General features: G+C 39.5%; 12 protein-coding genes. 5 read left to right on the top strand and 7 right to left on the bottom strand.

What is annotated here, in order from left to right; genetic code table 11:
- Positions 1-143: 143 nt before the first annotated feature.
- Positions 144-1,145 (top strand): adenosine deaminase, encoded by a 1,002-nt coding sequence (gene add, locus A6E03_RS01170; RefSeq protein WP_065600005.1) that lies wholly within the window; start codon positions 144-146, stop codon positions 1,143-1,145.
- 146 nt (positions 1,146-1,291) lie between these two features.
- Here the strand turns inward: add and A6E03_RS01165 are convergent, their stop codons facing one another.
- On the bottom strand, positions 1,292-1,927 hold the full coding sequence (locus A6E03_RS01165; RefSeq protein WP_065600004.1) for a bifunctional 4-hydroxy-2-oxoglutarate aldolase/2-dehydro-3-deoxy-phosphogluconate aldolase: 636 nt from the start codon (positions 1,925-1,927) through the stop codon (positions 1,292-1,294).
- A 146-nt stretch (positions 1,928-2,073) separates the two neighbouring features.
- Here A6E03_RS01165 and A6E03_RS01160 point away from each other — a divergent pair, with 146 nt between their 5' ends.
- Both A6E03_RS01160 and A6E03_RS01155 read left to right on the top strand, forming a co-directional pair.
- On the top strand, positions 2,074-3,099 hold the full coding sequence (locus tag A6E03_RS01160) for a COG3650 family protein (protein ID WP_065600003.1): 1,026 nt from the start codon (positions 2,074-2,076) through the stop codon (positions 3,097-3,099).
- 4 nt (positions 3,100-3,103) lie between these two features.
- Positions 3,104-3,724, top strand: a complete 621-nt coding sequence (locus A6E03_RS01155; RefSeq protein WP_065594474.1) for a tRNA-uridine aminocarboxypropyltransferase — start codon at positions 3,104-3,106, stop codon at positions 3,722-3,724.
- On the opposite strand, the gene A6E03_RS01150 is transcribed toward A6E03_RS01155, so the two are convergent.
- The 4 genes from A6E03_RS01150 to ftnA all read right to left on the bottom strand — a co-directional run bounded on the left by A6E03_RS01150 (position 3,694) and on the right by ftnA (position 8,494).
- On the bottom strand, positions 3,694-6,177 hold the full coding sequence (locus A6E03_RS01150; protein ID WP_065600002.1) for an EAL domain-containing protein: 2,484 nt from the start codon (positions 6,175-6,177) through the stop codon (positions 3,694-3,696). The two genes, A6E03_RS01155 and A6E03_RS01150, sit on opposite strands and share 31 nt — an antisense overlap.
- Positions 6,178-6,289: 112 nt before the next feature.
- Positions 6,290-7,474 carry an NAD(P)/FAD-dependent oxidoreductase gene (locus tag A6E03_RS01145; RefSeq protein ID WP_065594476.1) on the bottom strand — a complete coding sequence of 395 codons (1,185 nt, stop codon included), beginning with the start codon at positions 7,472-7,474 and terminating at the stop codon, positions 6,290-6,292.
- Positions 7,475-7,524: 50 nt separating this feature from the next.
- Positions 7,525-7,863 carry a universal stress protein UspB gene (uspB, locus tag A6E03_RS01140; protein WP_065594596.1) on the bottom strand — a complete coding sequence of 113 codons (339 nt, stop codon included), beginning with the start codon at positions 7,861-7,863 and terminating at the stop codon, positions 7,525-7,527.
- Between the two features lie 103 nt (positions 7,864-7,966).
- Complete coding sequence (gene ftnA / locus A6E03_RS01135) at positions 7,967-8,494, bottom strand: non-heme ferritin (protein WP_065594477.1); 528 nt, start codon at positions 8,492-8,494, stop codon at positions 7,967-7,969.
- A gap of 182 nt (positions 8,495-8,676) precedes the next feature.
- On the opposite strand from ftnA, the gene A6E03_RS01130 reads away from it, so the two are divergent.
- Positions 8,677-9,102 (top strand): universal stress protein, encoded by a 426-nt coding sequence (locus A6E03_RS01130; RefSeq protein WP_065594478.1) that lies wholly within the window; start codon positions 8,677-8,679, stop codon positions 9,100-9,102.
- Here the strand turns inward: A6E03_RS01130 and A6E03_RS01125 are convergent.
- A complete protein-coding gene (locus A6E03_RS01125; RefSeq protein ID WP_065600001.1) occupies positions 9,099-9,881 on the bottom strand; it encodes a class I SAM-dependent methyltransferase in 783 nt (260 codons plus the stop codon). The genes A6E03_RS01130 and A6E03_RS01125 overlap by 4 nt on opposite strands.
- Positions 9,882-10,084: 203 nt before the next feature.
- On the opposite strand from A6E03_RS01125, the gene asnC reads away from it, so the two are divergent.
- Positions 10,085-10,546 (top strand): transcriptional regulator AsnC, encoded by a 462-nt coding sequence (gene asnC, locus A6E03_RS01120; RefSeq protein ID WP_065594480.1) that lies wholly within the window; start codon positions 10,085-10,087, stop codon positions 10,544-10,546.
- Positions 10,547-10,795: 249 nt separating this feature from the next.
- On the opposite strand, the gene hemN is transcribed toward asnC, so the two are convergent.
- Positions 10,796-12,169, bottom strand: a complete 1,374-nt coding sequence (gene hemN, locus A6E03_RS01115; RefSeq protein WP_065594481.1) for an oxygen-independent coproporphyrinogen III oxidase — start codon at positions 12,167-12,169, stop codon at positions 10,796-10,798.
- Between the last annotated feature and the right edge of the window lie 35 nt (positions 12,170-12,204).

Here is a 12,204-nt window from a genome sequence, read left to right as displayed (position 1 = left end):
CAGAATAAGTTAACATCAGAGCGCAATCGTTAAAATTGCGCTCTTTTCATCCGTTTGGCTACTGACATAATCATCATGACTCTCTATACTCATTATTAATATTTATACGCATTCATTTCTTCTTTAGTAGGAATAGTTCAATAATGATAACTAAAACTCTCCCTCTTACGGATCTTCACCGTCATCTTGATGGCAACATCCGCATTGAAACCATTTTAGATCTTGGCCAAAAATTTGGTCTTGCGCTGCCTGCTTATGATTTAGAAGCATTACGTCCTCACGTTCAAATCGTTGAAGCAGAACCAAGTTTAGTTGCTTTTCTATCTAAGCTTGATTGGGGCGTAGCGGTATTGGGCGATCTAGACGCTTGTCGTCGTGTTGCTTATGAAAATGTGCAAGATGCGATGAATGCACAGATTGATTACGCTGAATTGCGTTTTTCCCCTTATTACATGGCAATGAAGCACAATTTATCAATAGCAGGTGTTGTCGAAGCTGTCGTTGACGGTGTTGAAGCTGGTTGCCGTGATTTTGGTATCAAAGCAAATCTAATCGGTATTATGAGTCGTACCTTTGGTCAAGATGCTTGTCAGCAAGAACTTAATGGCCTTCTTACTCAAAAAGATAAATTAGTCGCTATCGATCTTGCTGGTGATGAACTGGGTCAACCAGGCGATCGTTTTGTTAGTCACTTTAAACAAGTTCGTGATGCAGGCCTTCGAGTGACAGTGCACGCTGGTGAAGCTGCCGGTGCTGAAAGTATGTGGCAAGCAATTAATGAACTTGGTGCTGTACGTATTGGTCACGGTGTTAAGGCAGTTGAAGACCTAAAATTGATGGAGTTCTTAGCGAAGAACAATATTGGTATTGAATCATGTTTAACGTCTAACATTCAAACAAGCACTGTTTCTTCATTTGAATCCCACCCTATCAAAACGTTCCTTTCTCATGGTGTTAAGGTTTGTTTGAATACGGATGATCCTGCGGTTGAAGGTATTGAGCTTCCTCATGAATATGAAGTTGCGGCACCAAAAGTTGGCCTAACTCAAGAGCAGCTTCGTCAAATTCAAATTAATGGATTGGATTTAGCTTTCCTAAGTGATGCAGAGAAACAAGCATTGCGTGATATGGCAGCTAAGCGCTAGAAACTAGAAACTAGAAACTAGAAACTAGAAACTAGAAACTAGAAACTAGAAACTAGAACGCTCCGCTTCTATAAGAGCAAAAGCAATGTTCTTTTGCTCTTATAGTATTTAGTTAGCGAAGCGTATAACTTCTAGTCTCTCAATTCTTACTTAATCAACTCAACCGCTTCTTTCGCAAGTCTTGTCACTTTAGCCCAATCTTTTGCTGCAATTGCCTCTTTTGGTAGCATCCAAGAACCACCCACTGTCGCCACACAATCCAATGCAGTGTAGTCATTTACATTCTGTGGATTAATGCCGCCCGTAGGACAGAACTGAACTTGTGGTAACGGTGCTGCCATCGCTTTCAATACCGATGGTCCACCAAATGCACTTGCAGGGAAGAATTTTAAATGTGCATAACCAAGTTCGATTGCACGGATCACCTCAGATGGCGTTGCTACACCTGGGATCAATGGGATATCAGCCGTTTTTGCATGCGCTAATAAGCTTGGAGTAAATCCTGGTGAAATAATAAATTGAGCGCCAGCTTCAACCGCCTGATCATATTGCTGAGTACTGATCACTGTTCCTGCACCAACCAGAGCTTTTGGCATTGCTTTGCGAATGGCTGTAATCGCTTCTAAAGCAACGGTTGTTCGTAGGGTAATCTCAAATACATTAATGCCACCAGCGGCTAATGCTTGAGCCATTGGCACGGCATCTTCTAGTTGTTCAATAACCATAACTGGAACAACTGGTGATGCGCTAAATACGTCTGAAGGCGAAAGGTTCCAACTCATATTGCTCTTAGCTCTCTTTGCTTATTTAAATAACGCGAGCATTTTACGCTAATTTACTATCAATAGCTCTGATAAAGGTGAATTCCCATCTATTTTTAGTGTCCTATGGCATACTAACCTTTACGTTAACCATGCAGGAAAATAGGATGAAAAAATCATTACTTACTTTGGGCACTTTATTATTCCTATCTGGGTGTAGTCAGCAATTTTCAGAAGATACCTCTGACAGTAAATCCAAAAATAATGATGTGCATGAAGCAACAATGCCTCATACCTTTACGCTGCGTGGGACGGTTGTGATTGGACATGAATCTCAAAGTATTCAGCCTTGTAATAGTGACCAACAATATTGGATAAATTTAACACCTGAACAATGGGCTGCGGGGAATAGCATTCAATCATCCCCTTATCAGCCTATGTATGGGGAATTAATTGGTCATTTCGAAGCGCCACCAAAAGGCGGATTTGCTAACGATTATCCGGCTCGATTTGTTGTATCTCAGATTAATACCTTAGTTGCCGGCGAAGGCGTTTCTTGTAAAAAAACACGTCAACCAACAAACGCCTTTGGTAATGAACCATTTTGGAATATTCAAGTGATTAACGGATCATTAGTCGTCTCTGAAATTGGCAAATCAAAACAGGCACAAACAATCACAGACCAAAAATTCACCGTGAAGAAACGCCATTACCAAAGCGATGATTTCTCTCTAACGATGACAAAAGGGATCTGTAAAGACAGCATGATTGAGTCTATTTATGGCTGGAAATCAAACGTAGAAATCGACGGTAAAGCCTATGAAGGTTGTGCAACACTTTCAGCTAAAGATACGACGTTAGGTTCAGCAGGCAGCTACAAAGGAACAAGTACTATTGGTAACTCAAGTTTAACGATTGGATTAACACTCAATCCTGATCACTCAGCAATAACCACTTATGATTACAATACCGATGAGCCTCAATTGATTGAGACCGGTGTTTGGCAAGAAACTAACGATGATAAAATTCATGTTTTAATGAGCCGTCATCAACGTCAATATATGATATCAGAACGCACATTTTCAAAAAATAAACAGACAATATCGGCGGATAATGAAACCGTAAATGGCGTGACATACCCTATTCAATCAGGGTTAACGCTGTACTCAACATCAACAAGTTTGGATAAGTAAAATAATGGCAACAACCGTTCCATGTACGACCTGTGGTTTTATTCATAATTGCATTTGCGAACATCAACCACATCTTCAGTCACACGTTGAATTTGCACTTCTGTATCATGAAAATGAACTTAGCAAACTGACTAATACGGGTAGGTTAATATTAAATAGCCTACCTAAAGCCCAAAGCTATTTATGGCAAAGAAAAGTGCCACCAAAGGCACTGATTGATAAAATCAATCAAGAAAACACCGAAACATGGTTACTGTTTCCAAGTCATTCGCCAACGCTTAGTTCAAAATATTGCGAATATAAAAACCCAAACAAAAAGCAGCTCTTTATCCTGTTAGATGCAACATGGCAAGAGGCTAAGAAGATGGTTAATAAAAGCTCTTGGCTTAAAGACTTACCTTGCCTTGAAATTCAGGCAACGGGAGATTCTTGCTACCATTTACGTCGCAATCAAAGCCAAGGAAATTTATGTACTTGTGAAGCAGGAATTGAAGTTTTGGACATGGTAAAAGAGCCTGAGAATGCTCAAGCTCTTTTTCATTATTACGAGCAATTTCTAACTGTATTTCAAGCAGAACGCAGCGGCCATGAATATCAACCGAGTGCTTTAGGTTCCCCTAAATAATAACCTTGAAGATAATCAACGCCCATATCTTCAACAATACTACACACCTCTTTGTTGTGCACAAATTCAGCCACAACTTTGGCTTCGAGTGCATGACAAAGTTGTACCATTTGTTGAGAGATCAACCGTTGGCGTTTATCTTGATGTACATTTTTAATAATCGAACCATCAAGTTTAATCACTTGAGGTTCCAATTTCATGATCTCATCAATATTTGAATAGCCAGACCCAAAATCATCAATAATGATGCGAGCACCTAAACGTTTAAAATGGTTACACACTTCAATCATGCGATCGTAATCTTGAATTTGTTCCGTTTCTAACACTTCAAAACCAACTCGGAATGGATTATCTAAACGCATAATCGACGACTCCAATAAATCTAACGTTCGGTCACTCATTAAATCTTGAGGCGAAAGGTTAATTGAAAAATCCATATCATTAGACTGCATAATATCAAAGGTTCTTGTAATCATCTCTCGGCTTAAACGAGTGTAAAGATGAGTACCTTCTACTGCGGGTAAAAACTGCCCTGGTGCAAAGACTTGTCCATTATCACAAATTCGCATTAAACATTCGGTTGATACTAATTCACGAGTACCGGCTTTCAAGATAGGCTGTCCGTACACCAAAACGCCTTCTTGGGTAATTGCTCGGTTAACACTTGTTAACCAATCTAATTGGCTTTGACGTAATCGTTCTTCTTTTAATAAATCACGAGCATTACATAAATGGCGATTTCTTCGCATCGCAATACGACGGGCTTCTACCGCCTTCAAAATCAATTCTTCTACCGCAATATTGACGAAGTCTCGACGACTAATTAGCCCTCCAGAAATAGAAACGCTGAGATAGTCGACATCACTTAGTCCATAAGGCTCAAAACTAAAGTGTTCGATTTTTTCTATAAAATCAGTAATGTATTTACGAAGAACTTCACTATTGGTGTCACTATCAAAAACAACACCCCATTCAGCAATACCAATACTATAAAGCTCTACTGGGGTATGCACTGCATCCGCCAAATACGTACCTAAGTAGTGACTCACATCTTGCAGTAATTTATCACCGACTTGATAACCGTACTTCTCATTCACTTGGCTTAAATTGGTTAGCTTAAAAGAAAGTAAATGTTCCATTCGAGTGACGCTCTCAAGACGCTCTTTTAAAACGATTCGATTGAATAATCCCGTGCGCCTGTCTGTGCGATACGTATGCATCAAACGCAAAGATTGATCGCTAATCTTCTTTTCCATCGCAAGAGTCATCTGATCAACGTCTTGAATCGAATTTTTAATTAACGAAAATAAAGGGGTTAAATTATGTTCTCTCGGTGAATGAGAATAAAGGGAGTTCACCGTCTCAGGAACGGATTCTCTTAACGCTAAGTACGTTAAACTATGATGTAGAATTACTTGTTTGTGAGACCGAAAGAATTCCCCCATCCCATAAATACCTTGGCAAGAACCAATGTCTGAAAATGTCTGTAATTCAGTAGATTCAGAACTGCTTTCTATTCTTGATTCACAATTATAAATAAAGATCGACTCAGGCTGTTTTTTTGCAAGCATCATCGCCCCTTGATTTACTTGCTCCTGGGTTAACGAGGGGTGGTAATAACACAATCTCACTTCACGCCCTGTTGGGATCCTTAAAGCGAACTTAAGATAACCCTCCACTGTTATCTCTTCAACAGCATTGATGTATCGTACCGTATCTTCTTCTAACATTAAGGGGAAAGCTTGGATCTGGCTTAGAGGTATCGCTTTCGTATCAGAAAGGTATCTACAATAAAATTCATACGCGGGGATATTATCAATCGTTTTTACAACATTACCTTCTGATGACGTAATACGAAAACGCTTACCAATAGGATTCCACTCAACAAATGCTTCAGACCATGCTTGTAATTGCTCACCATGCATCGCAACAGCAACTATTTGATCACTATAGAACTGACCATTTAAGAATACCCATGTCCCTTTTCCGGTATCTGCAGCAACACCACCAGAAACAGGCACTTGATTTTCATGTTCAGAAAAAGCGTCAAAAAGACGATAATTACTTGCTGAACCATGGCAACCAAACGCAATAATAGCCTTTGTTGTAGAGCCAATAGAAAGGCGCTTTAATAGATGGTGCCCAACTCGATGTTCATCTTGAGAATGGAATACAGAAGCAGAAGTTAGTTGAGTCACATTGAGAATAGAAATACTGATTACGGTTGAATCAGTAAAAATTGACGCATCAATACTAGAATGAATAACGCTAAGACCAATCACTTCTGAGTTTGGCAAAAAATGCTGTAAATAAGCATAATAGTCATCAACAACATCTGGTTGTTGAGAAGAAAACAGTTGAATTAAACACGCAGTTCCAAGCTCTATAGACAAGGAATCACACTTCTCTTTAAGCTGTGTAAGTCCTTGAACACTAAACGAGAGAGTTTGCATTGTTAATCTAGCCCTTATTCTTAATATATTTTAATACGTTACATAAAAAATAGAGGCTTATTTGCACCTCTATTTTCTAATTAATCAATAATGGCTTAGTTATTAAACAGCCTTACACATTAATTCCAGCAACGTAACCACTTGACCATGCCCACTGGAAATTATATCCACCAAGCCAACCACTAACGTCCATGACTTCACCAACAAAATATAAACCTGCGATTTTTTTAGATTCCATTGTTTTTGACGACAATTCATCGGTATCTACCCCACCCAGCGTAACTTCAGCGGTACGATAACCTTCAGTGCCGTTTGGTAATACCTTCCATTGGTGAATCAAAGAACATAATTGTTCCTGTTCTTTATGGTTAATTTGTTTTAGAGAACGCTCTTGAAAAACCGTATTATTTAACAGTGTTTCAACTACCCTTTTTGGTAAAAATTTCGCTAATGAATTTTTAACACTTTGATTTGGATGTGCATTACGCATTCTATCTAGTTCTTCAGACAAATCGTCATTCGGTAATAGATCTATCATTACTTTTTGACCTGCGTTCCAATATGAAGAAATTTGTAGGATAGATGGGCCAGATAAACCGCGGTGAGTGAACAATAGGTTCTCTTTAAAACTGTCACCGCTTTCTGATTCAACGACAACAGGGATCGCTATTCCTGATAATTCAGAAAAGGCTTCTTTATCTTCTTTATGCAAAGTGAATGGAACCAGACCTGCTGTAGTCGGTATCATAGATAGGCCAAACTGCTCAGCTAACTGATAGCCAAATGGGGTAGCCCCAAGTTTAGGCATTGATAAGCCCCCTGTTGCCACAACAAGGGATTCACATTCGATAGTATCCATATCTAATTTGAGGGAGAAACCAGAATCGAGTTTTGTTACGTCTGATATATCACAACGGTAGCGGTAATTAACCCCGGCTAATTCACATTCTTTTAGCAACATATCGACTATTTCTTTCGCAGAATCTACGCAGAATAATTGCCCGTGGTCGCGCTCTTCAAACTCAATACCGTATTTAGAGATCAGTGAAATGAAATCCCAATTAGTATATTGAGATAACGCTGATTTCACAAAGTGTGAATTCTTACAAACGAAGTTATGAGCAGTAACATCATAATTGGTAAAGTTACAGCGGCCACCACCAGAGATCAGGATCTTTCGACCTGGTTTTTTTGCATGATCAACCACTAATACACTGCGGCCTCGTTTACCAGCTTCTGCTGCACACATTAACCCTGCAGCACCTGCACCGATAACCACTACGTCTACTTTTTTCATGTCACTCTCAACCACAAATTCAATTGGCAGGGAGTGTACTATTATCAGCGCTAGATGCCCAAACTAATTACCAAGAAAAAAACAGCAACGCTGACTAGCAGCAAAGCACTAGATAACATAAAAAGATAACGTGCTTTTTCACACTTAAATACAAAAAGGGTATCGTAATGATCTAGATATTCTTCTTGCCATAAATATTGGAAAAGTTTGGTTTGCTTTCCAATATTGCCGTGAGTCGTAAAGAAACCACGCCCATCAATTTGTTGATACAACAAAGGGTGCGCTTCTTTCATCACAAAAAGGAGGGTTTTTAGCGTGCTTAAGTAACGAATGATGTTGATACCCGTTACGGCAAATAATGCTAATAATATAAGGTCGCCACTTATCATAATCACCTCTGACATACTTGTCTTTGTGCTTAGGAAAGTAACGACCCTTACTACGTGTATGTATTAATCAAAATATACACGCTACTACATGTGGGAATGAAACTTACCCAGCAGTGCTATCCATAATAGATGTTGAACCAGATTTTGCTAATACCGCTAAATCCTTATCGATAAAGAATAGCGCTTTACCGTCTTCACCTACCAAGTCAATTTTATCTAAAATACCTTTGAATAATTTCTCTTCTTCGTGCTGCTCTGCCACATACCACTGAAGAAAATTAAACGTTGAGTAATCTTGCGAAGTAAACGCAACGTGAGCCAATTTATTGATCTCTTGTGTGATCATTTGCTCATGCTCAAATGTGGCACGAAACACATCACCTAACCCAGAAAACTCTGATGTTGGTGCTTCAATCGCACCTAAAATAGGCATTGAACCGGTCTCACTTACATACGTAAATAAACGCTGCATGTGTTCCATTTCTTCAGTTGCATGCGCTCTAAAAAATGACGCAGCACCATCAAAACCTTTATCTTCACACCAAGCACTCATTTGTAAGTATAGGTTAGATGAGAAAAATTCTAGGTTAATTTGTGCATTTAAATGATCAACCATCGTTTTAGCTAGCATATATCGATTCCTTTATGAGCTATTTATATTCAAATTTTATACAACTATAACATAACTCACCCACGACTTGATTAATCAATAATCATCAATCAGAACGAGATCTAGGCGACAAAAAAAGAAAACAACGGGTGATAATCTATAGTCATAAATAAATTCAATATTGAATTCATAGGAGAAACATTATGAGTTACCAACATATTCTTGTCGCTGTCGATTTAACAGAAGAGAGTAAATCATTGGTTACTAAAGCTGCGGGTTTAGCTAAAGCGCTAGAGGCAAAAGTTTCTTTTATTCACATTGATGTGAGCTATGCAGAACTATATACCGGCTTAATTGATATCAATCTCGCTGAAACCCAACATCAAGCGATGGAGGCTTCTAAAGAAGCGATGAAGCATTTAGTTGAGTTTGCTGAGTATCCAATCCACAAAACATTGGTCAGCAGTGGTGATTTAAGTAATGAGTTATGCGAGGCGATTGATAATCTCGATGTTGACCTTGTCGTTTGTGGTCACCACCAAGATTTCTGGAGTAAGTTACTGTCATCAACCAGACAAGTTATCAATACTTGCCCAATTGATGTATTGGTTGTTCCATTTAAAGACTAAGACTTCATTCCGGCGTTAACATAAACATCGAAGCGGTTCTTTTTAGTTTCGATCGCCATTGACGGTTTTTGATTATCTAACCACTCAGCATAATCCGGGCGTTTAACCACAACCCGTTTAGTGGCCATCAATAATGCCGGTGCTAATAATGCATCGGCATCATTATCTGCACCCACCAATGATTGGAAGACTCTCATCTCTTTTTTCACTAATGCACTTTTCTTTTTGTTTTCAGGGTGTGGGTACATTGGGTCAAGGTACACAACATCTGGCTGAACAAAATCATCTTGTGCCATTAATTGCTCTAAAGCATCGTGACTTGACGCATGCAATAGAGACATACGTTGCGATACCCAACCACCAATATCGGCATCTTGCTTTGCTCGAGCTAAACCATCATCAAGTAAAGCGGCGACAACAGGGTGACGCTCTACCATTTGAACTTTACAACCTAAAGATGCCAGTACAAACGCATCACGACCTAGCCCTGCAGTTCCATCAAGGATAATAGGTGTCGCCCCTTTATTAAGCCCTACCGCTTTAGCAATAGATTGGCCTTTGCCACCACCAAATTTACGACGGTGCCCAACGGCACCTGAAACTAAATCAACGAAGATCGCACCAAGTTTAGGCTCATCTCGTTTACGCAGTTCAAGCTGTTCTGTGGTTAATACCAACGCAAACACATTTTCTTGGTCATGGGCTAACCCCCAGCGAGTGGCAATAGCCTCTAACTCAAGTTGACGATTTGGGTCTTCACACAATAACGCTATTTGCACAGGGCACTCCAACAAGCTTAATCAATTAGGAACAGCAAGCGCCTATGGTAATAGATATTAATAAAAACGACTAGATAAAGTGCTCGCTGAACGCTTTATCTTAGGGTAGTTTAAATACGTTATACCAATGTCATTAATTAAATAATTAGTAGAATTGATATTTTTCACATGAAACACTTTTGGGTACAGGGATAAGACACTTCATGAACAATACCAGCAAAATCGATGATCTTGACCGAGATATTTTACAAGCATTGATGAATGACGCTCGAACGCCCTACGCTGAATTAGCTAAACGCTTTAATGTTAGCCCTGCCACTATCCATGTTCGTATTGAAAAAATGAAAGCGGCAAAAATCATTGAAGGCACAGAGGTTATCGTTGACCCAAAAAGCTTAGGCTATGATGTGTGTTGTTTTATTGGCATTAATTTATATGCAGCCCGTGACTATCATTCAGCACTCGCTAAACTAGACGCTTTAGAAGAGGTAGTAGAAGCCTATTACACTACTGGAGCTTACAATATTTTCGTCAAATTGATGTGTAAGAGTATTCAAGAACTACAGCATGTATTGATTGATAAACTACAAGCGATTGAGGAAGTGCAATCGACAGAAACGTTAATTTCGTTACAGAATCCGATTAATAGAAATGTGAAGCCGTAAAGACTATACGCTGCGCTAACTAGAACGCTTCGCTCTAGAAACTATAGAATCAAAAGCACTAACGATGTAATTAAAGACGCTTCACATTAACCGTACTGGCTCTTATAGCCTCTAGTTAGCGCAGCGTATCGTTTCTAGTTTCCAAAAAAAACCGCAGGTGCATCAACACCTACGGTTTCAAATTTTCAAACAAGTTACAACGCTTTTACTCGCCCCTCGAAGGACGAAGTCCGTTCTCGCATCTCGTCTCTAGATCACTCTAGAAAACTGCTGTTGACGCGCACGGCTTCGCAAGTACTTATCAAAACACATACAGATATTACGGATCAATAAACGACCACGCAATTCAACGTCAATACGCCCTTCGTGCATCGTGACTAACTCATCGTTAATAAATGTTTGCAGTAATTTAATGTCTTCAGCAAAGTACGTATCAAAGTCTAAATTAAACTCCGCTTCAATCGCTTTAGTATCTAGCGTGAAATTACAGATCAGTTGTTTAATCACTTCACGACGGATTAAATCATCTTGGTCTAGCGCAACACCACGCCACAGAGCATGACGTTTCTCGTCAACCTGAGCGTAATATTCTTTTAAGTCTTTTTTGTTCTGTGCGTAACTGTCGCCAATCATTGAGATAGCTGATACGCCCATCCCTAACAAGTCACACTCACCTTGAGTGGTGTAACCTTGGAAGTTACGGTGAAGAATACCTTCACGCTGTGCGACCGCTAGTTCATCATCAGGTAGAGCAAAGTGATCCATGCCAATGAATTGATAGCCTGCGCCTGTTAGGTTTTCGATGGTTTCTTGCAGCATGATTAATTTTTCAGCGGGCGCTGGTAAATCGGCATCTTTAATTTTACGTTGTGCAGCAAACAGCGTTGGCATGTGTGCATAGTTAAATACAGATAAACGACCCGGTTCCATTTCTAGTACACGCTTGATCGTTAATGCCAAAGATTTTGCTGATTGCTTTGGTAAGCCGTAAATCAAATCAAGGTTGGTTGAGCGGAAACCTAAGTCTTTTGCTCGTTGTACCATAGAGATAATAAAATCTTCATCTTGATCACGATTAACCAAAAGCTGAACTTCTTTATTGAAATCTTGTACACCAATACTTAAACGGTTGAACCCTTCATCACGTAAGTGATCAAGCATATCCAATTCAATTTCGCGCGGGTCAACTTCAATGCTGATCTCTGCGCCTTCTTCAAAGTTAAACTCACCACGTAATAAATTCATTAAGCGAGTGAATTGGACTTTAGTTAGGAAGGTTGGCGTACCACCACCAAAATGCAATTGCGTTACTTTACGTTCAGTAAACAGTGCTGCACGCTGACGGATCTCAAGCTCTAATGAATCTAAATAGATATCTGCTTTATGGTGGTGACGAGTGATGACTTTATTACAACCACAGAAGTAACACAGCTTATGACAAAATGGGATGTGAATATAAAGAGACAGTGGACGGTCTGGATACTGAGTACACGCCATATCGAATTCAGCAGGAGTATACGCTTCGTGAAACTCTAAAGCAGTTGGGTAAGAGGTGTAACGTGGGCCTGAGTAGTTATACTTCTCAATGATCTCTTGGTCCCATACTATTTGTTGATTTGACATGACTACTTCCATCTCTTTATATCTGCATTGACACT

The sequence above is a fragment of the Aliivibrio sp. 1S128 genome, from assembly GCF_001691065.1.
Taxonomy (GTDB): Bacteria; Pseudomonadota; Gammaproteobacteria; order Enterobacterales; family Vibrionaceae; genus Aliivibrio.
The sequence above is the reverse complement of the archived record's forward strand: the minus strand, read 5'-3'. Positions and strand labels throughout refer to the sequence as shown.

Bases quoted from the DNA above. Each gene is read 5' to 3' on its own strand.
- add (WP_065600005.1), top strand. From the start codon at position 144: ATGATAACTAAAACTCTCCCTCTTACGGATCTTCACCGTCATCTTGAT.
- A6E03_RS01165 (WP_065600004.1), bottom strand. From the start codon at position 1,927: ATGAGTTGGAACCTTTCGCCTTCAGACGTATTTAGCGCATCACCAGTT.
- A6E03_RS01160 (WP_065600003.1), top strand. From the start codon at position 2,074: ATGAAAAAATCATTACTTACTTTGGGCACTTTATTATTCCTATCTGGG.
- A6E03_RS01155 (WP_065594474.1), top strand. From the start codon at position 3,104: ATGGCAACAACCGTTCCATGTACGACCTGTGGTTTTATTCATAATTGC.
- A6E03_RS01150 (WP_065600002.1), bottom strand. From the start codon at position 6,177: ATGCAAACTCTCTCGTTTAGTGTTCAAGGACTTACACAGCTTAAAGAG.
- A6E03_RS01145 (WP_065594476.1), bottom strand. From the start codon at position 7,474: ATGAAAAAAGTAGACGTAGTGGTTATCGGTGCAGGTGCTGCAGGGTTA.
- uspB (WP_065594596.1), bottom strand. From the start codon at position 7,863: ATGATAAGTGGCGACCTTATATTATTAGCATTATTTGCCGTAACGGGT.
- ftnA (WP_065594477.1), bottom strand. From the start codon at position 8,494: ATGCTAGCTAAAACGATGGTTGATCATTTAAATGCACAAATTAACCTA.
- A6E03_RS01130 (WP_065594478.1), top strand. From the start codon at position 8,677: ATGAGTTACCAACATATTCTTGTCGCTGTCGATTTAACAGAAGAGAGT.
- asnC (WP_065594480.1), top strand. From the start codon at position 10,085: ATGAACAATACCAGCAAAATCGATGATCTTGACCGAGATATTTTACAA.
- hemN (WP_065594481.1), bottom strand. From the start codon at position 12,169: ATGTCAAATCAACAAATAGTATGGGACCAAGAGATCATTGAGAAGTAT.